Source organism: Oceanispirochaeta sp. M1, assembly GCF_003346715.1.
Taxonomy (GTDB): Bacteria; Spirochaetota; Spirochaetia; order DSM-2461; family DSM-2461; genus Oceanispirochaeta.
This window is the reverse complement of sequence record NZ_QQPQ01000055.1, coordinates 1-24,062: the sequence shown is the minus strand read 5'-3', so window position 1 is coordinate 24,062 and position 24,062 is coordinate 1. Positions and strand designations below refer to the sequence as shown.

Annotated in this window: 24 protein-coding genes; 10 read left to right on the top strand and 14 right to left on the bottom strand. The window is 44.4% G+C overall.

From position 1 onward, the window contains the following. Positions 1-278: hypothetical protein (locus DV872_RS27025; protein ID WP_216664443.1), on the top strand; the 278-nt coding region annotated here is incomplete at its 5' end. Between the two features lie 397 nt (positions 279-675). Here DV872_RS27025 and DV872_RS23420 read toward each other — a convergent pair. From DV872_RS23420 to DV872_RS23400, 5 genes are all read right to left on the bottom strand, one after another. Beyond that, positions 676-1,017 carry a rod-binding protein gene (locus DV872_RS23420; RefSeq protein ID WP_114632396.1) on the bottom strand — a complete coding sequence of 114 codons (342 nt, stop codon included), beginning with the start codon at positions 1,015-1,017 and terminating at the stop codon, positions 676-678. Between the two features lie 8 nt (positions 1,018-1,025). Further along, on the bottom strand, positions 1,026-1,820 hold the full coding sequence (flgG, locus tag DV872_RS23415; RefSeq protein WP_114632395.1) for a flagellar basal-body rod protein FlgG: 795 nt from the start codon (positions 1,818-1,820) through the stop codon (positions 1,026-1,028). 84 nt (positions 1,821-1,904) lie between these two features. Next, complete coding sequence (locus DV872_RS23410; protein WP_114632394.1) at positions 1,905-2,759, bottom strand: flagellar hook-basal body protein; 855 nt, start codon at positions 2,757-2,759, stop codon at positions 1,905-1,907. A 77-nt stretch (positions 2,760-2,836) separates the two neighbouring features. Beyond that, entirely contained in the window at positions 2,837-4,711 is a 1,875-nt protein-coding gene (locus tag DV872_RS23405; protein ID WP_199563531.1) for a DEAD/DEAH box helicase, read from the bottom strand. A gap of 175 nt (positions 4,712-4,886) precedes the next feature. Next, a complete protein-coding gene (locus DV872_RS23400) occupies positions 4,887-5,588 on the bottom strand; it encodes an HAD family hydrolase (protein WP_158547143.1) in 702 nt (233 codons plus the stop codon). Positions 5,589-5,771: 183 nt separating this feature from the next. Between DV872_RS23400 and DV872_RS23395 the strand changes: the two genes are divergently transcribed. Next, positions 5,772-6,464, top strand: a complete 693-nt coding sequence (locus DV872_RS23395; RefSeq protein WP_114632392.1) for a queuosine precursor transporter — start codon at positions 5,772-5,774, stop codon at positions 6,462-6,464. A gap of 85 nt (positions 6,465-6,549) precedes the next feature. On the opposite strand, the gene DV872_RS23390 is transcribed toward DV872_RS23395, so the two are convergent. The 4 genes from DV872_RS23390 to DV872_RS23375 form a co-directional block, all read right to left on the bottom strand. Further along, positions 6,550-8,703 carry a cation:proton antiporter gene (locus DV872_RS23390; protein WP_230391667.1) on the bottom strand — a complete coding sequence of 718 codons (2,154 nt, stop codon included), beginning with the start codon at positions 8,701-8,703 and terminating at the stop codon, positions 6,550-6,552. Between the two features lie 74 nt (positions 8,704-8,777). Continuing rightward, complete coding sequence (locus DV872_RS23385) at positions 8,778-9,539, bottom strand: putative ABC transporter permease (RefSeq protein ID WP_114632391.1); 762 nt, start codon at positions 9,537-9,539, stop codon at positions 8,778-8,780. Between the two features lie 9 nt (positions 9,540-9,548). Next, positions 9,549-10,757: a hypothetical protein gene (locus DV872_RS23380; RefSeq protein ID WP_233516447.1), complete on the bottom strand. Its 1,209-nt coding sequence runs from the start codon at positions 10,755-10,757 to the stop codon at positions 9,549-9,551. Between the two features lie 136 nt (positions 10,758-10,893). Next, the gene (locus DV872_RS23375) at positions 10,894-11,685 is read right to left on the bottom strand and encodes a DUF2797 domain-containing protein (protein ID WP_114632389.1); all 792 of its coding nucleotides are present in this window, start codon (positions 11,683-11,685) and stop codon (positions 10,894-10,896) included. Positions 11,686-11,841: 156 nt separating this feature from the next. Between DV872_RS23375 and DV872_RS23370 the strand changes: the two genes are divergently transcribed. Genes DV872_RS23370 through folE form a run of 6 tightly spaced genes read left to right on the top strand, consistent with a single transcriptional unit; the run spans position 11,842 to position 16,387 of the window. Further along, positions 11,842-12,492, top strand: coding sequence for an NlpC/P60 family protein (locus tag DV872_RS23370; protein WP_230391668.1), 651 nt, complete (start codon positions 11,842-11,844; stop codon positions 12,490-12,492). A gap of 40 nt (positions 12,493-12,532) precedes the next feature. After that, complete coding sequence (locus tag DV872_RS23365; protein WP_370446663.1) at positions 12,533-14,212, top strand: putative manganese-dependent inorganic diphosphatase; 1,680 nt, start codon at positions 12,533-12,535, stop codon at positions 14,210-14,212. Between the two features lie 35 nt (positions 14,213-14,247). After that, on the top strand, positions 14,248-14,985 hold the full coding sequence (locus DV872_RS23360) for an SDR family oxidoreductase (protein ID WP_158547142.1): 738 nt from the start codon (positions 14,248-14,250) through the stop codon (positions 14,983-14,985). After that, on the top strand, positions 14,975-15,340 hold the full coding sequence (locus tag DV872_RS23355; protein WP_114632385.1) for a dihydroneopterin aldolase: 366 nt from the start codon (positions 14,975-14,977) through the stop codon (positions 15,338-15,340). Before DV872_RS23360 ends, DV872_RS23355 begins: the two co-directional genes overlap by 11 nt. Continuing rightward, complete coding sequence (gene folK, locus DV872_RS23350; protein WP_114632384.1) at positions 15,340-15,837, top strand: 2-amino-4-hydroxy-6-hydroxymethyldihydropteridine diphosphokinase; 498 nt, start codon at positions 15,340-15,342, stop codon at positions 15,835-15,837. The genes DV872_RS23355 and folK overlap by 1 nt, the downstream gene beginning before the upstream one ends. Continuing rightward, positions 15,830-16,387 carry a GTP cyclohydrolase I FolE gene (folE, locus tag DV872_RS23345; protein ID WP_114632383.1) on the top strand — a complete coding sequence of 186 codons (558 nt, stop codon included), beginning with the start codon at positions 15,830-15,832 and terminating at the stop codon, positions 16,385-16,387. Before folK ends, folE begins: the two co-directional genes overlap by 8 nt. Here the strand turns inward: folE and DV872_RS23340 are convergent. Beyond that, positions 16,365-17,360 carry a J domain-containing protein gene (locus DV872_RS23340; protein ID WP_114632382.1) on the bottom strand — a complete coding sequence of 332 codons (996 nt, stop codon included), beginning with the start codon at positions 17,358-17,360 and terminating at the stop codon, positions 16,365-16,367. The genes folE and DV872_RS23340 overlap by 23 nt on opposite strands. 99 nt (positions 17,361-17,459) lie before the next feature. Here DV872_RS23340 and DV872_RS23335 point away from each other — a divergent pair, with 99 nt between their 5' ends. Then, positions 17,460-18,335 carry a pyridoxamine kinase gene (locus DV872_RS23335; RefSeq protein WP_114632381.1) on the top strand — a complete coding sequence of 292 codons (876 nt, stop codon included), beginning with the start codon at positions 17,460-17,462 and terminating at the stop codon, positions 18,333-18,335. Between the two features lie 2 nt (positions 18,336-18,337). Then, positions 18,338-19,246: a 2-dehydropantoate 2-reductase gene (locus tag DV872_RS23330; protein WP_158547141.1), complete on the top strand. Its 909-nt coding sequence runs from the start codon at positions 18,338-18,340 to the stop codon at positions 19,244-19,246. Between the two features lie 34 nt (positions 19,247-19,280). Here the strand turns inward: DV872_RS23330 and DV872_RS23325 are convergent, their stop codons facing one another. The 4 genes from DV872_RS23325 to DV872_RS23310 form a co-directional block, all read right to left on the bottom strand. After that, positions 19,281-19,919, bottom strand: coding sequence for a cyclic nucleotide-binding domain-containing protein (locus DV872_RS23325; RefSeq protein ID WP_114632379.1), 639 nt, complete (start codon positions 19,917-19,919; stop codon positions 19,281-19,283). Beyond that, positions 19,903-20,967, bottom strand: coding sequence for a 23S rRNA (adenine(2503)-C(2))-methyltransferase RlmN (gene rlmN, locus DV872_RS23320; RefSeq protein WP_114632378.1), 1,065 nt, complete (start codon positions 20,965-20,967; stop codon positions 19,903-19,905). The genes DV872_RS23325 and rlmN overlap by 17 nt, the downstream gene beginning before the upstream one ends. 9 nt (positions 20,968-20,976) lie before the next feature. Continuing rightward, positions 20,977-22,359, bottom strand: coding sequence for an asparagine--tRNA ligase (gene asnS, locus DV872_RS23315; RefSeq protein ID WP_114632377.1), 1,383 nt, complete (start codon positions 22,357-22,359; stop codon positions 20,977-20,979). Between the two features lie 173 nt (positions 22,360-22,532). Beyond that, positions 22,533-23,819 (bottom strand): trehalase family glycosidase, encoded by a 1,287-nt coding sequence (locus DV872_RS23310; protein ID WP_158547140.1) that lies wholly within the window; start codon positions 23,817-23,819, stop codon positions 22,533-22,535. Positions 23,820-24,062 lie beyond the last annotated feature (243 nt).

The window sequence follows — 24,062 nt, the reverse complement described above, 5'->3', positions numbered from 1 at the left end:
ACTCTGGCAAGAGACAGTTTCACACTCCAGCGGGAACTCTCCAGTTTCTACCAGTTTGTGCAAAGACCCTGATTCGTCAATCAGATTGTGCCTATGCTGTTATTTCTTCAGAGACCTCCAATGATTTTCTTTTGAACTTCATCCCTTCGCAAATGCTGACGCTTTTGGCATTTCCAGCATCCCATTACAATCAAATGCAATGTCATTCCGGTTTTATCCTCCAAACCATTACTGGCTTTCACAGGCCGGAACTTAATCACTACTACGGATTCATCTGACATCCTGCAAAGCATCAAATGGTTCTTGGCTTTCACCTTGTTCCATCCTATCGAATAAATCGAACTCTACTGGACTTCCCCAGTTAATTTCCTGACTCCCTGTGAACAATCACATCCTCAATCACAAACTGAGTCTGATCAGTATCGGGCGTTCCCATTTTTAGCAAGGTTACCCACTCAGCCTGCCGTATCAGGTTCGCTTTCGCTATGTACCATTCACTTCCTATTGCTTCCTTCAGTCCCTTCCGTTACCAGAAACGCCCTTGCAATTCGGATTGACTTCCCCTGATCAGGGTGTCTTCTCTATCTTTCAAGAGATCGGGTTAGCCAGCCTTGCTGGGCAAACTAAAAAAGCCGGTTCTGGAAAGAACCGGCTGTATATATCAAACTGCTTTAATCAAGACAGTAGTTCACCTGGCAATTGGCGGGAGAGCTGCTGAAACATCATATCACCGATGCCCAGACCCGCTGTTCCGCTCATTTTCTTTGAATACTCATCGTAGAGCATGTCTTCAAAGATATCTTCACCCATATTTCTTTTGGTTAGTTCTGAGCGGTTTATGGTTTTTTTCATGGCATCCAGCATCTGCTTGATAAATATAGCTTCAAAATCATCACAGGCCGATTTGAGTTTCTTCATCTCTGCGTTAGAGATGCTGGTATTGCTCAGTTTATTCTCAAGCTGTATGGAAGAACTATTACTTAGATGAAAATTCCCTGCTGCGCTGATGCTGTCCATGGTCTACCCTACCTTTTCAGGTTATTTGCGATTCCAAGCATGGAATCTGATGTCTGTATGGCCTTGGAGTTTAATTCATATGCCCTCTGTGCCACAATCATGTTTACCATTTCTTTAACGACAGAAACGTTGGAGTTCTCAAGGAATTTCTGATAAACTTTACCCATTCCGTCAAATCCGGGCCTTCCGCCTATGGGATCACCCGATGCACTTGTTAATTTAAATGTATTTTCACCGATAGCCTGCAGACCGGCAGGGTTTACAAAACGGAACAGCTGAACCTGCCCTACATCAACAGGATCATCACTTCCGGGGAGTTTTACATTGATTCTTCCATCCTGGCTGATAGCAAATGATTCTCTGATGAATCCCTCGGGAAGGATTACTTCGGGAAGTACCTTATTACCGTTGGATGTGACAAGCTGACCATTGCTGTCAATCTTGAATGCACCATCTCTGGAATACCCGTAACTGCCGTCAATCTGGAGAGTTCTGAAGAATCCTTCGCCCTGAATGGCAATATCTGATTCATTCCCTGTGTTCTGAAGAGATCCCTGAGTAAACATTCTCTGGGATGCGGCAACCTTTACACCGTGACCTACCTGGATTCCTGTAGGAACCACAGTATCCTCGGTAGCGGGTGTACCGGCAATCCGGCTGGTCTGATAGATAAGATCTTCAAAATCCGCACGTACCTGCTTAAAACCTGTTGTGTTTACATTCGAAAGGTTATTTGAAATCGTATCAATGTTGAACTGCTGTCCGTTCATTCCGGATGCTGCTGTCCATAATGATCTCATCATAATTATACTCCTGTACTACCTGAGTGAATAATATCACTCAGGTGAATTAACAAAGAGACCCGGGGATCTCCCATCTATTTATAGCTAGTACTTAGCCGCTTGATTTATCAATTTGCCCAGCAGAGAATCCTGTGTGCTGATCATTTTCTGATTTGCTTCGTAGGCTCTGTTTACTTCAATCATATTTACCATTTCAGTTACAGAGTTCACATTGGAGGCTTCCAGAAACCCCTGCAGTACAGTGGGGCGCTCCTTAATATCGGTCATAAAAGCCGCCCCGGATTCGGGTGTGTCGGTCCACATACTGCTTCCCATTTTTTTAAGAAATCTGTTACCGTTGCCTTCAAACTGAACAACTTTAAGAGTATCCACCAGTTCTGAACCGGCCCAGTCATTCTCCTGCATGGAAACAAGACGCTGAGGATTATCGGACAGCTCTCCGTTCTGGAAGATCCGCCCCTTTTTATCTATTGTGAAATTATTTAATTTAATCTGAACGGGTCCCTCTTCACCAAGTACGGGATATCCCTCTTTTGTAAGAAGATATCCTTCCTTACCGAGAATAAAGGAACCGTTTCTTGTGAAGCGTTCACCATCATTAGTCTGAATTGTGAAAAAACCGTCACCATCCAGGGCCATATCAAAGGGATTGGATGTCTCCTTCATTGCGCCCTGATCGAATACGGTGAATGACTCGTTATACTCAACACCCATTCCGAGTTTACCTACTATGGGAGCCGTATCGACGGAGCCGATGGGAAACTGATGAACACCGTCGTCGTTGAAACGACGTATCATCATCTCGGGAAAAGCCTTATGAATTGATGTGTCTTTTTTATAGCCTGTCAGGTCGACATTGGCAAGGTTGTTGGACAGGGCATTCAGCCTGTGCTGCTGAGCCTGCATCCCGCTTGCTGCGGTATAAAGTCCACGAATCATAAAGTCTCCTCTCCCGTTCAGAAATAAGAATATTTCTAAAACTTCTTATTCTATAATCGGAAGAGGAAAATTTTACTTTACTGGAATTTGCGGCGAGGGTGTCCTTTCCCCGCATTTCCCTTGTTATATGGGGCTCCGCCTCTGCTTCCACCTCTGCTTCCACCGCGATCTCCACCGCGATCTCCACCGCGATCTCCACCTCGGTATCCACCAGATCCACCAGATCCACTACTTCCACTGTGTCCACCAAAGGAGGAAGTGGGACCTTTCTGGACATCAACTTCAATCGTCTTGTCTCCGAAGGGAACCTTACTTACAGCCTGTTCAACAACTTCAGCATAATTGGCATCGATCTGAACAGATGACTTTGTAGGGCCGATATCAATACGTCCGATAGGAACTTTGGACCCCTTGGTACTTCTGTTGATCAGAGAGATGATATGCTGGGGACTAATTCTGTCACTGTGTCCCAGGTTAAGATTCATATGAACATAGCGGACATTACTGTCACGACCACCGTCACGACCGCCGTCACGACCTCCACGACTGTCACGACCTCCGTCACGACCTCCACGGCTGTCACGGCTGTCACGACCTCCACGGTCTCTATCTCTTGAATTATCCATCTTCACAGGTTTAAGATCCTGCTGCTGACCGTAATAGGTGAGGAAACGGTTGAATTCCATGGAGATAAACTGCTTGAGAAGTGAATCTCTATCCACTTCCCTGAGTTTATCCTCAATGATTCCGATGTAGGGAGCAATCTGCTCTTCATCCACATCTACATTCTGAACCCTGTCAATCAGGTGCATCAGCTGCTGCTCACAGATATCCTCACCAAGGGGGACGGGTGCTTCAAGAATCTTCCGCCCAAGGGTGTTCTCAATTCTTTTAATTTTGTATTTTTCCCGCATATTGACGATGGCACAGGATGTACCTCTACGTCCGGCACGTCCGGTACGTCCACTACGGTGGTTATATGATTCAATATCATCAGGAAGTTCATAATGGATAACATGGCTCAGATTGTTTACATCCAGACCTCTTGCAGCAATATCAGTTGCAACAAGAATCTGCAGACTCTGGTCCCGGAACTTCTTCATTACATATTCACGCTGCTGCTGGGACATATCTCCATGCAGAGCATCCGCACTATAACCATCTTTGATCATCTTATCGGCGATCATCTGGGTATCGGCTCGGGTACGGCAGAACACAAGGCCGTAAATCCCGGGATTAAAGTCCACAAGACGCTTAAGGGCATTGTAACGGTCTCTGGCCTGTACCAGATAGTAGTAATGTTCAATTGTATCGGTTCCGCTGTTCTTCTTTCCAACGGAAACTTCAATGGGATTATTCATATATTTTGAAGCGATACGAGCCACTTCGGGAGGCATAGTTGCCGAGAATAGAAGAGTCTGGCGCCCATCAGGAGCCTCGCTCAGAATATAATCGAGTTCATCCCGGAACCCCATGTTAAGCATGATATCCGCTTCATCCAGTACCAGATAGCGTAGTTTACTGATATCAGCAAGCCCTCTTTTTATCATATCCACCAGACGGCCCGGTGTGGCTACCAGAATCTGTGGTTTCATTTTAAGAGACCTGATCTGAGAACCCATATCCTTTCCACCGTAAACGGGGACAAGTTTTAGATCCTTATCAAACCTTGCAAAATTTTCCATCTCTCTATTACTCTGAAGACACAGTTCCCTTGTGGGACAAAGTACAATCGCCTGAATGTCTCTGCTGCTGGTATCAACAAGATCTACTAGAGGTAATCCGAATGCCGCTGTTTTTCCTGTTCCTGTCTGTGCAAGACCGGTTACATCACGATCAGTCTCAAGAAGAATGGGGATTATCTTTTCCTGAATAGGAGTAGGCTCTTTGAATCCCATTTTCTCAACGGCTTTGAGCGTAGTTTCGCTCAGGGGTAAATCATTAAATTCCAAATATATATTCCTTAGTTTTTTTGTCTCTATAAATTTAACCGGGATATGAATGGATTTGAAATCGACTATGAAACCGGCCGCTAATACAGGACTTTGCAGGGTGCATCATAGGATAAGAGGAGAGCTCTGTCAAAGGGTAAAGACAAGCGGTATGAGACTTTATTGATATATAGGCTTATTTTTCGAGTTTTTTCAGCAATGGAAGTATTTCATTGAGGTTACGGATGTGGTGATTTACTGTTTTTTCCCGTTCAATTACCTTCTGAGGTGAAACAGCCTGAAGAAACTGACTGGTCAGGACAGCAGTCATTCCGGCTTCTGCCGAAGCAATGAGCTCCTGATTTCCGCCATCCCCCACGTAAAGGCAGTCTTCTGCATCCACTCCCACCCTCTCTGCTGCCAGGGCAAAGATCTCGGGATCGGGCTTCATAAATCCTTCATGACAGGAAAAGATTATCTCATCAAAGCAGCTGTCCAGTTCTGAGCCCTTCCAGGCTTCAATCTCAATGACATCCGCATTACTCACCAGAGCAGTCTTATACCCGGCCTTACGGATTCCTCTGAGGCTGTCCACCACACCTTCGGGAGGGTTTTCCAGACAGTACCTGAAACGGATGCGCCGCTCATCAACAGCTTCCTTCAGGACATCCTCGGGAATCCATGGATCAATCTTCCAGGCTACATCTTTAATGATTTCTATAGGATCAGTGATTGCTCCTATCAGACGCTGTCTGGATTTGTGAAAGAGGGCATTGGACCACGCCTCCGGCGGGACTCCAAGTATTTCGTAGGTAAACCTGCCGGGTGCATCCTTCAGGTGTTTTAATGATGTAAGGGTTGTAAACAGATCAAAAAGAACAGCTTTATATTTTTTCAAAGTTTTAACTCCATGTTCCATCTCAGTCTATTGCAGATCGGCTCAGGTATCGTTAATATGGCACAGCAGATTGTTAATCTGTCCTGGGTGGTGCCAGATAAGATCAGCAAGACCTGATTGTACCCGCCCTCGGGAAGTATGCTTCACTGTATGCTCCCGATAAATAAAAACTGGGAGAATTCAATGAACGAACTCCTCTGGTTTGCCATGATGATGGCAAACTTCCTCTTTATCTTACTTTTTTACAGGCTTTTTGGAAAGACAGGTTTATTTATCTGGATTCCTATTGCCGCCATCATAGCAAATATCCAGGTTCTGAAGCTTGTTGATCTGTTCGGAATCAACGCAACCCTGGGTAATATAGTCTACGCCTCCAGCTTTCTGGTTACAGATATATTATCGGAAAACTATGGAAAGAAGACGGCCACTAAAGCGGTCTTTGTGGGCTTTCTGTCCCTCATCGCCTCGATGGTTCTTTTCCAGGCTGCACTTTGGTTTACCCCTTCTGCAGATGACTGGGCTCAGGAAGCTCTTAAAAATATCTTCGGACTTATGCCCCGTATTGTCCTGGCCAGCCTTCTTGCATTCGGTATTTCACAACTCCATGATGTATGGGCCTATAATTTCTGGAAAAGGAAATGGCCTGCTGACCGATTTATCTGGATAAGAAACAATGCCAGCACAATGGTAAGTCAGTTGATTGATTCTGTTGTGTTTACAGCTGTAGCCTTTGCCGGCCAGCTTCCTATGAACGTCCTAATTCAGATATTTATATCTACATATGTTCTCAAATGGCTTGTAGCGGCTATGGATACACCTTTTATCTATCTTGCTGTTAGGATGTATAAGTCAGGAAAGATTCCCGAGGAAATTTAATTCCCCGGTGATCAAAAAAACTGCAGGATCTATTCCTGCAGTTTATTTTTGTTCAGCCGGTGTCAGTTGTGAGCAATGACTCTATCTAGTTCTTCTCTTTAGCCTCTCGTACCAGGAGCTCCTTAACCTCTGCAGAGCTTTCACAGGAGAGAAGATCCTCCATCATATTTTCCTTGTTCAGAATTGCACTTATGGAAGAGAGAAACTGAATATGGGGTCCAGCTGCCTGCTTGGGAGACAGAGTCATGATAAAGATCTTTGCGGGAAGACCATCCAGTGAGTCGAACTCAATTCCCTGCTTCTTCAGTCCGATAGAAACGACAAGATCTGATACACCGTCGGACTTACCATGGGGGATGGCTATTCCTTTCTGCATACCAGTACTCATGGAAGCTTCCCTCTCAAGAACAGCCTCAAGACAGTCCTCATAATTATTGAGTTTACCATCGGCTTCCATCAGAGCAACCATCTCTCTGATAACACTGTCTTTATTATTTCCTTTAAGGTCCATGATTATACAGTTTTCGGAAATCAGTTTAAAAAAGTTATTCTGGATTCTTGTCTTATCACTTGCCAGTTCTTTTATCAGCTCTACCGGCTTAGCCATAGTTTTCAGCTTTTCAATTATGTCGTTCATCAGAATAAGAGTTTCATAGATAACAGTCTTGATATAAAGAACATCCTCTGGATCGGAAACGACCTCAAAATAGTCGTAATACTCATGAAGTGTAAGGAATACATCTCCCTTTCTTACCTGATAGATATGATGATCAAGTTCCATATCGTGGAGAAAAAAACCCTCTTCCTGCAGAGAACCGACAACCTTTGAGATAGCCAGCTGTGTCATCTCTCTGGATGGAAAATCAAATTTATTAACTACCATACTGGAACCCTTCATTTCTGTTTTGGTACCCAGTTTGTCCTTTTTCAAGAGAAGAGTGAGAATGGGAGGCGGTATCAGGGTAGTTAACAGAGTCATAAGAACGGCTACTCCGAACTGTCCGGGATTAAGAATACCCGATGAGATGCCTATACCGGCCATAATCAGGGCGACCTCTCCACGGGGTACCATACCGGCACCGATTCTGGCCGCACCCAGGAGATTGAAGTTCAGAAAGAGGGAGGGAAAACCGCAACCAATAATCTTGGATAAAATTCCTATGAGTGAGAAGAGAAGACCCGCCATAAAGATCCTTGGATTCAGGATCTCATTTACATCTACCAGCATTCCCATAACACAGAAGAAAATGGGCACAAAGAATTCCTGAAGTGGATGTATCTTCTCCTGAATAACAAAACTCAGATCTGTTCTGGACAGAGACAGTCCCATTACATAGGCACCGATAATCATGGCCAGGCCGGCTTTTTCAAAAATCCCTGAGAGGATCAGAGCCAATCCGAGGCTCATTACAGAGATAGATGTTTCACTGCCGAATATCTTAAGACTGTTCCCGATTTTTCTGGCAAAGAGAATACCCAGCAGTGTAAAACCGAGCCAGACACCCACAGCCTTCAAAGCGATAACTGCGATGGAGCCCCAGCTTACAGATCCTCCATGTCCTGTCACAACAGAAACAATACCCAGCACGATGGCCAGCAGGATAATTCCCAGAACATCATCAATTACCGCTGCCGCAAGTATGGTAACCCCTTCTGGAGAATCCATCTTTCTCTGCTCGGAAAGTATACGCGCCGTAATCCCCACTGATGTGGCTGTACTGATGACACCGAAAAACAGACAGACCGGTGCTCCCATGGAAAGACCGGTGATAAGGCTTCCGCCCCAGGCACCTGCAACAAAAGAGACAGCCACACCGCCGATACCGATGACTGCACCCTTCACCGAAAAGCGGAGAAAGAGGGTCAGATCGGTCTCTAGACCGGAATGAAAGAGCAAAATGATAGAAGCTATAGTAGAAATCCCGTAGAGTTCAGGAGTAACTGGAAATGATGGATCTATAATGGGAAAAAGACCGTGTTGGAATCCCCAGAATGGAAGACCACCCAGAAGATAGGGACCGATTATGATTCCCATAAGCAGCTCACCCAGTACGGAAGGCATATTGGCCTTCTTCATAAGAAAACCACCGAGCTTTGCAGCAAACAGGATAATACCTATCTGAAAGACAAGATTTGTCATCTTGTGCATTAAATCTTCTTCCCCTGCTACGTTTGCAAAGAGGGGAAGAGCTATAATTAATAGTAATATGCTTATAAAAAAAAGACGTTTTTTATTCATTTATAAATCCTGTGAAAAGAGCTTTGATCACATTATCAATAAAACCATTTTCTGAGAAGGAGTCCAGGGGAAGATTATTTCCCTTTTCTTTTATCAAGAGCGTTTCTGATGATTCTTGAAGGGCTGGGTCTATTCAGTTTATGCTTTCCCAGCTGTTCCCGCAGAGAATGGCCCAGCTCACCATAGAAGGGCATAAGAAAACGGGTCCTGTTGAAATATCCCGACTGAACCTTATCCCGCAGTTCCAGCTTAAGCATTTCAAAGTCAACCTGCCATCTCTCTTCTGATTCATTAACAAAGGTTTTAATTCTGGAGGCAATATTAAATGACTGCCAGAGGTCCACAGAAAATACTCCGCCATAGAGACCCAGAAAGAATGACATATAGAGATTGTTATTTAGAAAATCAATTCTCTGACTTAAAAAAGGATATAAAACCAGACTGAAAAAGATTCCCAGCAGCATCCATAAAAAACTGTACATTGGGCAGACCAGTCCCTGAATATTCAACCAACTGTTCGAATAATCCCAGAGGCGTATTTTGAAAATTTTTGTAAAGATCAGACCAGCGATGTATTCAAGTAATGTCAGCCCCGTAAAAAAGACAAGGGCTCTGATGGGAAGAGCAAGATCAAGCTCACAGATCTGATAGAGAATAATGACACCAAAACCATATAAAGGAAGCCAGGGACCGCTTAAAAAACCGGGATTGATCCAGCGCCTGGCCAGACCGAAGTAACGACGCCATAAAATTTCAAGAACCCAGCCGGTGACAGTTCCACTTAAGAATAGAAAAAGGTACTTAAAAAGAAGAATGAGAATAAAGTAGAGAGACATGGCTGCTCCTTAAGAATCAAAAACAAGATGAGTCATGGAGAGGCTGCTGTCAGAACCGCAATTAACAAAGGATGAAAAGTTACACCCCGTTTCTCGGCAGGCATCTTCCAGGTGACTCAGGTAGTAATATAGGATTTCGGGGTTATAGTTGTCATCACACTGTCCGTCTTCTTCCATATAATCCTTGATTTCCTGTCTATCCAGACGGCTGTTATCTCTGTGAAAGAGAATATCATTAATTTCTCTTGATTCTTTTTCACCGCTTACAACAATTGTTCTTATCCTATTGATTTTACCGCGGCTTGTGCTGTTCTTCATTTCAAAAAGAAAGCTGAACCTTGTTTCAGGGGATATCTTTCGTTTGATAAGCTCTTTGCGTATCTGGTCATTGATAGGATAATCTTCAGACTGCTTTCCACTCTGCTCCAGAATACGGTTATAGAGATTGATAAGGTTCTCCCGTTCTGAACACTGCAGATATTCAAGGAGAACCAAAGCATTGAACTCCGGCAGATCAAAACGTTTTATATAGAGTGCAATATGACTGATAACATCATTATGAAGCTGTTTAACTTCATCAATTTTTCTGTATCCCAGAAGAATATATTTAGTAAGGGGATGCATCTCTCTAATCAGTTTCTCGGCCAGACCCATTTTCTTATGCTGTTCATCATCCTGAAAAAGCTCATAATGCTCCTTCCACAGACTGATAAGAAGATTTCTTCTGAAAAGTGCAAGCTCTTCTGTTCTTGATGCCAGTGATTTTTCAACCCAGGCCATAGACTGATCGGAGGCAGCATCCAGTTTCTGACGGGGATGCTGACGGTTCCACTGCTTAATCAGTTTAGTATTCACGGTCTTCTCAATCAGATCACGACTGAATTGTTTATATAAAACTGTAAAGAAAAGCAGTTTACTCAGATCCAGGATGTCCCTGCGGCTGGTGATAACATCATCCAGACGGATATCGATCCGTTTAAGACAGTTTTTTAAAATCAGCTTGCGGACAACATCAGGCTTATAGGTACATACAGGTAATTCGTGCCCCGAAAGTCCCTTCTCTCCTCCCGTATTCTTCAGTACACTCAGCCCCGTAGTATTCAGAACCAGGGTCATCGGCAGTTTCAGAGGGAGAATACTCTCCCTGGGCAGAACTGCGTCCATCAATGAAGAGGAGAGAGGTGGAGGATTTTTATATGTATCGGAATTGGGGGTCACACCTGTCATTGTCGTAATAATCCACCCGAAAGGGACCTCGGGTCAAGTAAATGTTTCTTAATAATTTTTTTAATAATTCCAGTTCCCCGATAAAATAAGCTTAAAAAGAGACTATAAATGTACGTTTGTTTTTTTATTAATAATCCAGATGGATTTGATAACCGCTATGAGCCCTCATATTCATTACTCTTCCATCATCAAAAATAAGATACTGTCCCTTGATTCCTGCAAGGACGCCCTGTATTAGAGGAGCCTTGTCCAGCTTCTGGGATTTCACTTTATCAGGATATTCTGTTACAGGATATTCTAATACTGTAGACTCGGAATCATCACTTACCCAGACAGAAAATCTTTCAGGAAGTTCAGGTATAAGCTCCTTTTTCACCTGTGCCAGGGAGCTGTCGGCGACCTGATTTTTCAGCATTCTCTGCCAGTTAGTTCTGTCTGTAAAAGAATCCTTTAGATAGACCTCAAGCTCTCCTGCATTAAAACGGTTGGGGCAGCGTGCCAGGATCAGGCCTTCGCTGGCTCCCTGATCAATCCAGCGGGTCGGTATCTGATCATCCCTGGTGACCCCCACTTTTACGGCACTGGAGAGGGCCAGATAAACAAAATGGGGTCTGTTGTGATGGAGCATCTCCCATTCAGGATCTCTCCCCTTCCCTTCATGGGCAAGGCAGAGTTCCGGGCGGATAATACACTCGGCGTTTTCAGGGGCATTACGGAAACAGTCATAGCAGCTGCCCTGGGCAAATGTTTTTTTTATTTTTCTACCACAGACTACACAGTGAACAACACCCTCAAATGAAATACTCACAGATCGTCCGATAAGCTCATTCATATTCACTTCACCCTCAGAGCCTTCCATAAAGTACTGAATGGGAGATTTATGTTCTGTTCTCATTTTTCTTATATCTATCTGTACCATGGATATTACCCCTTTGGAAAAATCCGGACTGTAAATTTCGGATTGAAGATTCCTGATAGAATGAAATATTCTTTACACCCTATACCCTATCTATTACCATAGTACATATATAACAATAACCCGAGTATATACAAGCAAGTACCCATGGAGATTATTATGGACTTCAAAACTCCCCTGCTCACCACACTCATCTCGCTTCTATTCTTCTCCTGTGCCTCCGCTCCAATGGAAGGTCGCGCCGTAAAATCCCCTGAAGAGAGACCTGCTGCAGAAATCAGTAAAATACAGCAGGAACTGGTGAAATCCGCAGAATGGGCTCTTGGAAGGAAACGTCTGGAAGTTAAGGGGAGAAAATTCAATATGGACTGTTCGGGTGTTGTACTGGCTGTGTACTATAAATCCGGAGTGGACCTTCAATCATACATAAGCAGATACTCAGGCGGCGGTGTTCAGAGACTCTATGCCTTTATGAATGATCAGCAGCTCTTATACAAGCAGCCCCATCTGGCTCCGGGAGATATGCTTTTCTGGGATAACAGCTATGATAGAAATAAAGATGGGGAAATAAATGATACTCTGACCCATGTGGGTATGGTTGTCCATGCGGATGAAGATGGTAATATTATGTATATCCATCATAATTACAGACTGGGAATTGTTCTGGCAAAGATGAATCTTCTTGACCCCGATAACCTGGAAGTGAATTCCCCCATGCGGGCAAAGGGGTCAGAAACTGGACATGTCCCCCTCTGGCTCTCAAGTCATCTGCTCAAAAAGGCTGCCAGAGCCTACGAAATAGCTGAATAGTCTTTATCCTCCTGTGTATAATGGACAGGAATAAGCTTAAATATTACAATCCTCTCATAATACTTACCCAGAGGAGCTGTTTCTGGCTGACATATATATAAGCGGGCATAAAAATCCCGACATGGATTCAATCTGCAGTGCGTACTGCTACAGTGTACTGAAAAACAGAATTGATCCTGAAAACAGATATATTCCCATTCGCTGCGGTCATATGAACAAGCAGACTAAAATGGTTTTCAATAAAGTGGAGGCCCAGCCTCCCCGGCTTATGGCAAATATCAGTCCACAGGTTTCTGATGTATCCAAGAGAGACATCCCCACACTGGATGTAAATGATCCTGTCTTCACCGCTATCAGACGGCTGGATGAGGAAAATATCTCTGTCATCCCTGTATTTGCAGATGAAAGCGAGTTCAAGGGAATTGTCAGTATTCATGAAATATCCGGTTTTCTTATGAGTGATACTCTGGAAAAAAGACCACAGTACCGATTCAGGATCAACAACTTCAAGCGGGTTCTTCCCGGTTATTTTTACAGAAGGGGTCAGGATCAGGAATTTGATGCTCCCATCATGACCGGTGCCATGCCCTATGAGATAAGCAAAGAACGGATCAATGAGATGCTTCCTCTCAAACCTCTTCTTGTCATAGGAATGAGAGAAGATATTCTTCAGTTTGCTGTAGAAGAACAATGTCCTGCAATCATTCTTACAGGAATGGAGAATGATGAGAAAATAAAAGTGGATTTCTCAAAATACAAAGGCACTGTTTTTATCAGTCATACTGATACTGCAGAGACAATACGTCTTCTGAGACTGAGTACTCCCCTGAAAAATGTTATAAATAAATCTCCCGAGATTCTGCAGAGCAGCCTCAGTTTTGATGAAGCAAAAAAGGTGATGGTTAATTCCTCTTTAAGAGGTATTCCTGTTTTTGAAGATAATCAGTTCTCAGGAATCGTAACCCGTCGCTGTTTTATTGAGAAACCGAAAAAGAATCTGATACTTATGGATCATAATGAAATTGACCAGAGTGTTCCCGGGGCAGATCAGACAGAGATCCTTGAGATTATAGACCATCATAGACTGGGAAACAGCAGAACAAAAGAACCCATCTATGTTTATGCCCGTCCAGTGGGCAGTACCTGTACTATCGTCTACACACATTTTAAAATGAATCTTCAGGAAGTGGATGCTGAACTGGCTACTCTGCTGGTATCAGGAATCCTTTCGGATACGGTCCTTCTGAAATCTCCTACAACAACAGACCTGGATAGAGAGACAGTTAAGGAACTAATAGAAATAGCCTCACTGAATTTTGAAGATTTCGGACAGGAGCTGTTCAGCCAGAACTCTGCCCTGGAAGAGAGTGATCCCCGGGATATTCTAGGTGCGGATTTCAAGATCTACCGTGAGGAGCTGAATGTGGGAATTTCCCAGGCTGAAGTTGTAACTCTGGAAGATGTTGAGGATGTTAAAAGCAGATATATGGATGCCATGGAAGATCTCCGGAAAAAGAAGAGACTCGACTGCGTCATGCTCCTGATTACAAACGTGATCAAGGTAGAAAGTAATCTGCTGATGACCTCACATGCAGGAATTGAGGAAAGACTTATCTATAACAAGATTTCGGACCAGTTGTACAATCTTCCGGGAATATTATCCAGGAAGAAACAGCTTCTCCCCGAGATACTGAGAGTACTTGAAGAGATTAATAAATAATCCTCTGGAATAGAAAAGAGCGGGAGAGTAGAGACTTGCAAGGAAAAACAGCCCTGATTACAGGCAGTGCCAAAAGAATCGGGAGGGCCTGCGCCCTTAAACTTGCAAAAGAAGGCGCAGACATACTGATTCATTATAACAACTCCCACGATGAAGCCGAAGAACTGGCCGCATCTATCCGTATTGCCGGAGGAAAAGCCTGGACAGTACAGCAGGACCTCTCTGAAAAAGGTTCGGCGGAAAAACTGATGAAACAGTCTCTTGAAAAGACGGGTGGGATTAATTATCTGGTGAATTCAGCATCCATATTCCCTGAAAACAACTACGCCGATGTTCAGCAGAATGATTTTGAAGAAAACCTTCAAATCAATGCCCTTTCTCCCTTTTTTCTCTCAAGAGCCTTTGCAGAAACATCTAAATCTGCAGAATGCATTATCAACTTCCTTGATTCAAGAATTATCGATTACGACAGATCGCATCTGGCATATCATGTGAGTAAAAAGGTACTGTTCTCCCTGACCCGTATGCTCAGTGAAGAACTGGCTCCGAATGTAAGGGTAAATGCTGTAGCCCCCGGACTGGTGATACCTCCTCCGGGAATGACCGAAGAATATCTCAAGGAGAGAATACATACGAATCCCCTGAACAGAATAGGGACTCTGTCCCAGGTCAGCGATAGTATGTATTTCCTTATCAAAAATACATTTATTACAGGACAGGTCATCTTCGTAGACGGCGGCCGTCACCTGAAAGGAAGTTTTTATGGACTATGACTTAATGGACAAAACTTATATTTCTGATCTTCTATTCCGCTGCATTATCGGTATCAACCCGGATGAAAGAGTGAATAAACAGGATGTTCTTATCAACCTGACTATATATACAGATTTCAGCAGATGTATTGAGACAGAAGATATTGAAGACACGGTCAACTATAAAAGTTTAAAGCTTGACATTATGACACTTGTAGAAGGTTCATCCTACCTACTGGTGGAGAAACTGGCATCAGCTGTCAGTGAATGCTGCCTCTCCTATAAAGGAGTCCAGGCCGTTAAAGTCAAGGTGGAAAAGCCTACTGCCCTGCGTTTCGCAAAATCCGTAGGAGTGGAAATCTTCAGAAAAAACTGATGAATATCTATATCGGAGTCGGTTCTAATATTGAGCCGGAAAAAAATATTATTTGCGCCCTGAAAATCCTGTTGGCCAGGAATTTCAGGTTCTCAATGATATCGACTCATTACAGGACAGAGGCCCTCGGGCATAAAGATAATCCCTCCTATATAAACGGAATATGGAAAATCGATATCCCGGAATCAGATTCGGGATTAGATTATGAAACTCTGAACCGGATACTTAAGGAAACGGAACAGAGCTGTGGTAGAATCCGTACTACGGATAGATGGGCAAGCCGTACAATTGATCTGGATATTCTTTTAATGAAAAGCTATATTTCTGAAGAGATCCTGGAAAGAGACTTTATATATATCCCACTCCTGGAAATAGATTCTGAACTGGAGCTCCCGGGGTATGGTAGACTTAAAGAACTGGTTGATCAGAATAAAATATTTGATATGAATCCTTTATCCGTTTTTACGGAAAGTCTAAGGAGAATGATAGATGAATAAAGAAAAAGTAAGCGGACTGATAAGAGAGCTCCTTATTGAGATAGGTGAAGATCCCGACAGAGAGGGACTGTTAAAAACTCCCGAACGTGTTGCGGAAGCCTACAAGTTTCTGACTAGCGGATACAGCATGGATCTTAAATCAGTTATCAATAATGCGGTGTTTGAATCTGAAGCCAACAATATGATTGTCTGTAAAGATATTGAGGTCTACAGCCTCTGTGAGCACCATATGCTCCCCTTTTTCGGTGTCTGTCACATTGGTTATATCGCAAAAGATAAAGTCCTTGGAGTCAGTAAACTGGCTCGTATTGTTGATTTCTATAGCCGCAGACTCCAGATCCAGGAGCGTCTCACGGCCGAAATAGCCAGAACAGTGCGGGATGAAGCCGGAGCAGAGGGTGTTGGAGTTGTAATGGAATGCCGTCATATGTGTATGATGATGAGGGGTGTTCAGAAACAGAACTCTTCTATGTTGACCTCATCCGTGCTAGGCAGTTTTCACTCTTCAATCGCAACAAGAGAAGAGTTTATGAGTCTGATCCGTCATTAATAAAATGAAAATTATGGCGGCGGTTTTCACTGAGTTTCTTATGAAGTGTATCTGTAGTCATAAGATTGGATGAGGTGAAGTAATGCCCGATGGGGCAACCCATCTTCTTCTGCTCTCTCACAAGATTCTCCAGCTTGGAGGGACTCAGATAACCGAGACGTACAGCGGCTTCTCCAAAAAGTTCATAGGGATTCTTAGCTCTGATGATATCCAGAACTTCTGCAAAATCCAGTAATCCCGATTCAGTAGCCAGTTCTCCCAGTTTAGGTCTGTTTCTATACTGCCAGACCAGGGCCTGTACAAGTTCTGTCCATGAAATATATCCTGAATAATACAGAAACTCTGCAAAACGGAGATTTCTTCCAGGCGTTTTTCCACTGAAGAAGATCTCTTCACTTTTTTTCTTTCCTGCTGCAGCAGGGTTCCCGCCTCTCTTAGCAGAGCTTGTTCCTGCAGCTGACGTTGCCTTTGCAGACTTATTTTTAGTCTGATCACTGCTGCGGCTTGAGGCTGCGGGCCTGGCGGCCGGTTTAGCTGCGGGCCTGGCGGCCGGTTTAGCTGCGGGCCTGGCGGCCGGTTTAGCTGCGGGCCTGGCGGCCGGTTTAGCTGCGGGCCTGGCGGCCGGTTTAGCTGCGGGCCTGGCGGCGGGTCTAGCTGCGGGCCTGGCGGCCGGTTTAGCTGCGGGCCTGGCGGCCGGTTTTGGTCTAACAGGATCAGCGCTGCGGGCTGTATAGGGAGTCTGCTCCTTCTGAACCCTCTCCATCAGGATATTAAATGCATCATTGAGTTCCTGAAATCTGAGCTTCATAATACGGGGATCTTTCCCCATATGTGCGGCGAGGTCCGGATGAGATTTTTTTGCTTTGTTGCGAAATGCTTTTTTCAGAGATTCTTCATCACATAGATCTACTCCCTTACCGGTTATACCCATCAGTATGAAAAATGCTTTCTGTTCCTCAGCGGTCAATGTCATTCTCAATTCAGAACTCCTCCTGTATCTATATTATAATCGACAAAGGATGAAAATAATTAAGATCTTCTCAATACTTCCGCAATCAATTAAAATAGTTTTATGAAAAACCCGATTCCCCGTGTTGCAGCTATTCATGATCTTTCCGGATATGGTCGCTCGTCTCTGACCATTATACTCCCTGTTTTATCTACAATGGGGATAAATGTATGCCCTCTGCCCACAGCAGTTCTCTCTACACAGACCAGCGGTTTTGATAACTATGTGTTCCATGATCTGACGGATGTGATGGAACAGACACTGGAGCACTGGAAAACACTCCCACTCAGTTTTGACTGTATCTATTCAGGATTTCTGGGTTCTGCCCGACAGATCCGGATTATGGAAGATCTTCTTGATCATTTTAAGGCTGATGAACAGCTTATTACAGTTGATCCTGTTCTAGGTGATGATGGAGAGTTTTACGGTCCCATGGATAAAGGGATGTTAGATGGGATGAAAAAACTAGTCTCCCGGGCGGATCTGATCACTCCCAATTATACGGAAGCCTGTTTTCTGCTGGATCGCAGCTATAAAACCGAACTGACTCAGGAAGAAGCTAATGAGATTCTCAAGGAACTTTCATCTAAAGGACCTGATAGAGTCGTAGTAACCAGCCTCCCCCTGAAAAAAGGGAGCAATACGGTTATGGCCTATGAAAAAAGAAACAAACGGATATGGCGAGTGGAGACCGATCACATTCCTGCCTCCTACCCGGGTACGGGTGATATGTTTGCCAGTGTAATAACCGGAAGACTTCTACTGGGAGACAGTCTGCCCGCCGCCATAGACAGAGCTGTACATTTCGTAATACATGCAATAAGAAATACATTCGGACATAATACCCCCCAGCGTGAGGGAGTCCTGATGGAGAAATCCCTCTATCAGCTTATGTCACCTGAGAATATGAGCCTCTGTGAGCTACTTGAAGGAGAATAATTTTGACCTTTACCGTTTTTGGAACCGGCGCCGTAGGTGCATATTATGGAGGCCGCCTGGCCGAGCTTGGAAATACTGTCCATTTCCTGGCGCGAAGCGACTACGATACAATAAAAGAATCCGGACTGAAGATTCACTCTCCCAAGGGTGATATTTTTCTGGAGAACCCTTCTGTATTTAATAAAACTGATGATATTCCTCCCTCCGATGTGGTTCTGATAGCACTGAAAACAACAGGGAACAGCATTCTCAGAGAACAGATTGCTCCCCTTGTTCATAAGGATACGGCTCTTCTGGTTCTACAGAACGGCCTTGGCATGGAAGAGGAATTCCAAAGCTGGTTTCCAGAGAATCCTGTTTTGGGAGGAATGTGTTTTATATGTTCCAGAAAGAAGGCTCCCGGAATTATTGAGCATCTGGATTATGGACTCATGACCCTTGGTGCTTTGAATCCTGATCATAAAGACCTGAGAGATGAAGTGGGGAGACTCATGGATGAAGCCTCTGTACCAGTCACCCTTGTGGATGATCTTCATGAAGCCCGCTGGCGTAAACTGTTATGGAACATCCCTTACAACGGCCTCACCGTCGCTCTTAACTGTAATACACAGGATATTATGACCAATCCCGATTCACGTCACCTTATTAGAGTTCTTATGGAGGAAGTGATTGCGGGAGCCGCCGTCTGCGGCTGTGTGATAGAAAAAGAAGCCGTTGAAAAGATGCTCATCTTCACTGACAAAATGACACCCTATGAACCAAGCATGAAGCTGGACTTTAACTATAAAAGAAGTATGGAAATTGAGTATATGTATGACAGACCCCTGAAAGAAGCTGCTTCCAGGGGTTATGTGATGAAATCAGTGTTCATGCTCAGGGATCAGCTGAAATTTATTCAGAGTCGCTATTAAGCCCTTCCCAGCTGATCAGCTGAAGGGATAGAACCTAGAGCCTGGCCATCAGATTGTGGGCCAGGAAGATACTGCTGATTTTTCCGGAAGAATCATTGACCTTGACCACCTTCCGGGCGATCAGCCTCTTGATAGCCTCCTGCACCGTATGATCCGGATATCCCAGATTCTGAGAAGACCATCGCAGGAACTCCCGCAGATCAATTTTATATTCACCGCTACCTGTATCTGAATCAGGATGACTCTTCACAAAGGACGCCAGCCCCATAACCACCTGTTTTTCATCATTTGAACCCAGAAGATACTCGATCAGATGGTCCGCCTTTCTCAGACGGGATGAAAGGGTCTTAATCATTTTTACAGCAAAGTCAGAGCTTTTCTCTACCATGGCGTAGAAGGCATCCGTATCAAGCATAATCAATTTGCACTGAGTCCTGGCAACCGCACTTGCGGTTCTCGGCTTCCTTTCAATAATTGCCATCTCACCGAAAAAGTCACCCTTTTTCAGGACTATGAGAGTCTTATATGAAGCTTTCCCTGTCTTTTTCCGGATCTCAATATCACCGTCCATGATGACATACATCACATTACCGAGCTCACCCTCTTTGAAGATTGTTTCACCGGGACTGATATGCTGTGTCATTTTCTTAAAGGAATTATCCTGTGTGCTCATTCTTATTTCTCCTGCTGCCCAGCTGTCCACAGGCAGCCATCATGGTCTCACCTTTGCTACGCCGGGTCCGGCAATAAAATCCCGCAGTCTTCAAACTGTTCCAGATGCGGTTTATTTCTTCATTTGTCGGTGCCTTCCAGGGGCTTCCTTTAACTGGATTATAAGGGATCAGGTTGATTTTTGCCTGCATTCCCTCCAGAAAGCCCTTGAGGGCTTCTATTTCCCCATCCCTGTCTGTCAGACCGGGAATTATAAGATATTCGATATAAAGGCCATCCTTAACCTGGCTGTAGGGAGAATCCAGAAGAGTCTGCCTCAACTCATCCAATGGATATTGTCTTCCCATGGGCATCAGTGAGTTTCTTGTATCCTCCACGGCACTGTGGAGGCTTACACTGAGATGAAGAGTATGGTAATAATCTTCCGGTCGGCTCTCACAGAGCCCGGAGAGGTCCCTGATTCCTTCACAATGCCCCGCAGTAGATACGGATATCCGCCGTTTAGGGATATTCAGCCCTCTCTCATCCGAGAGAATGTCTATAGCACGGATAATATTATCAAAATTATCAAAGGGTTCACCCATACCCATAAAAACAATATTCTGCAGATCCTTACAGTTCAGGGAAAAGAGAGCTATCATGACCTGAGCCACAATCTCCGCAGTGCTGAGATTCCGGATATACCCCATCTTTCCCGTTGCACAGAAACTGCATCCGAAGCGACATCCTATCTGGGAAGAGAGGCAGAGGGTGCTGTAATTTTTCATTGGAATCAAAACTGACTCGGAACTGTAGCCGTCTCCCATCTGGAGGAGAAATTTAACAGTCCCCTCTTCTTCTATTTTTTCCGTAAGTGGAGGTAGAGGGAACTGCTGAGTTATAGTTTTATAAAAAGATGCAAATGCCGGATTGGACTCCCTGTCCCGACCTCTATCCAGATTACCATAGAGTTCACGAAACAGGGCATTGCCGTAGTATTCACCCTTTGCAAAATTATCCTGGACATAATCAATGAGTTCAGCCCGGGTATAATTCAGCAATCTCATCATATGAGACTCTTAAAACTCACAGTTTTTGGATGAACGTGCATAGGGGATAACGTCACGAATGTTGGCCATTCCCGTTGCGTACTGTACCAGCCGCTCAAAACCGAGTCCGAATCCTGCGTGAGGCACTGTTCCGAACTTTCTCAGATCCAGATACCACCAGTAATCTTCAGCCTCAAGTCCCATATCTTTTATACGATCCAACAAGACATCATGACGATTTTCTCTCTCACTACCGCCGATAATCTCACCCAGACGGGGTACCAGAACATCCATGGCTCTGACAGTTTTTCCGTCATCATTCATCTTCATATAGAAGGCTTTAATATCCTTGGGATAGTCAGTGATGATTACCGGGCCTTTATATACTTCTTCTGTCAGATACTTTTCATGTTCAGAGGCCAGATCGATTCCCCAGGATACAGGATACTCAAACTTTTTCCCCGAGCTTTCAAGATCCTCTACCGCTTTTGTATAAGTGATTCTGGTAAAATCAGAGCTGATTACAGCCTTCAGGTCATCAATAATTCCCTTCTGAACAAACTTGTTAAAGAACTCCATATCCTCGGGGCATTTCTCAAGCACAGAACTTAATACATACTTTAAAAAATCTTCAGCAAGATCCATATCACCGTTAATATCACAGAAGGACATTTCGGGTTCGATCATCCAGAATTCCGCCAGATGACGGGATGTATTGGAGTTTTCGGCACGGAATGTGGGACCAAATGTATATACACGGCCCATGGCTGTGGCATAGGTCTCGGCTGAGAGCTGACCACTAACGGTAAGGGATGCTTTCTTACCGAAAAAGTCTCTGGAGTAGTCAATTCCCTTGGAGCTGTCGAATGTATCGAAAGGAAGAGTTGTTACCTGAAACATCTCCCCGGCCCCTTCTGTATCACTCGCGGTAATCAGGGGAGTATGAACATTAAAAAATTCATTTTCCTGAAAAAAGCTGTGAACTGCCATTGTCAGGGCGTTACGTACTCTCGCGACAGCACTGAATGTATTTGTCCTGGCCCGGAGGTGTCCGATCTCTCTTAAAAACTCAAAGGAGTGTCTCTTCTTCTGAAGAGGATAGTCTGAAGGACAGTCTCCCAGTACTTCAACCGAAGATGCCTGCAGCTCAACTGCCTGACCCTTTGCTGGAGACTCAACAAGAGTTCCCGTTACAGAACAGCTTGCTCCGGTGGTGAGTCTGTGCAGAATGTCTTCTGAAATATCTGTTTTATCTGCAATAACCTGCAGATTATTCATGCAGGATCCGTCATTCAGTGCAACAAAAGCTATATCTTTTGTATCTCTTTGGGTTCTAACCCAGCCCTGTACAATTATTTCGCTACCGATGCTCTCTGTTTTTTTCAAAATTTGTTTAATTGTGTCGTTTGCCATAGTCGGCAGTATAATCCCCTGAGCCTTTATGTGGCAATAGAAAAGAGAAGGATTCAACTATCATTGCGGCTGTTCCCCCTGAGTGCACCGGGGTCAGGCTCCGCAAGGTTTCAGTCCTGCCGGAAAGATAGGAGAGAACCGCTGCCGGTCCTCTCCTGACAGGAAGATATATTTTACGGGATGTAGCTCTTAATCATATCCAGAATCAGAGCCGGCCATAGAAAACCTTCGGCTCCTCCCCCTTCTCCCGTTTCAGGATGGTAAAACTCCCTGAATCCCTCGTCTTCTATCAGACGGGCAGTTTTTTCTGTAATATCCCTGGCAATGTCATCCCTTCCGTAAGCCGCCGATGCACCGGCAGCCATCCAGTTCATATTTATCCACTGGCAGGGACCTCTCCAGAGAAGAGAGTTTTTAAAGCCTTTAAGCTCCATTTCAGAATTGGAATTAAAAGAAATACCCACAGGGGATTTGAAATTCATCTCATTATCCAGATATTCATCAAGAACCCGCTCAGCCTTATCAGAACTTACAAGACCTGTCATCAGAAGTGATGATGCATTGAGACAGCTTCTTATTGATAGAGAAGTCCTTGATTCACCTTCAGGTCTGTATCGTGGATAAAAGAATCCGCGCTCTTCGTTCCAGAGATATTTTTCTGCAGCATCGACTATTCGTTCTGCATCTTTGATGCACTTGTCTGCTCTGGCTTTATCACCGGCTATGCTCCAGAGGTAGGCCAGAGACTGTGCCGCCATGGCTGTAAGTCCGTTAAAACCCGGCTCTTCATAGACAAAGCCTTTGGATTCGCCGACTTTCCGGGCACTCCAGTTCTGAGCCGAAAGTAAATCAAGAGTCTTTTTATAATTAAGTTCATAACGAAGCTTCCACAGGATTGTTCCAGCCCGTACTCCTACCATGGAATCAAAATAGGGAGCCATATCACAGCCCGATTCCCAGGGATGAAGATTGGCAACAAGGCCGTCTCCCAGAATATTCCTATCTGTACAGAGATAATCAAGACATTTCTGCATGGCCGGAAGAAGTTCAATAATTCTCATATCCGGTGCCCCACGATACAAATATGCCGCAGCAATCAGATAACTGGGGGGATCAATCATCATGGATCTACCCTGATTATCAAACTGGGAACTTACAAGAGATATATAAATACGGCGGAAAAGATTCTCACTCCCACCCAGTTCGTGTAGTCTGATTTCATGAGGGATTCGGCCGTCATCCATCTGATAGGAAAAAAGAGATTCCAGCTCTTTAATACCCTGCTGCGGATCAAAAACAGATAAGGCTATGGCAGCCCATCCCGAATCCCAGGCAAACATGGATTCATAATGACCCAGAGCCGGTTGATGAAACTCAATATTTCTCAGTTTAATCCTATTTCGGCTGAATATATCTTTTGCCTTTTTTTCCAGCCGGGCATATCGTTCTGCATCTACCATCATGGGCTCCCTGAATGAATGGTTTTGACAACTGACAGTAATCAAAGATTAACACAATGTATTAATCGAGTAGGAGGAGGGCTCACGCCCTCCGTCCTCTCACACCACCGGGCATACGGTTCCGTACCACGGCGGTTCGTAGACCGTTACGATACAACAACAAATTGTCAACAAACGAATACAAACCAATCGCATCAAAATGCTTCTTGGGAAAAGCAAAATTCATGTGGGTTTTCCCGGAAT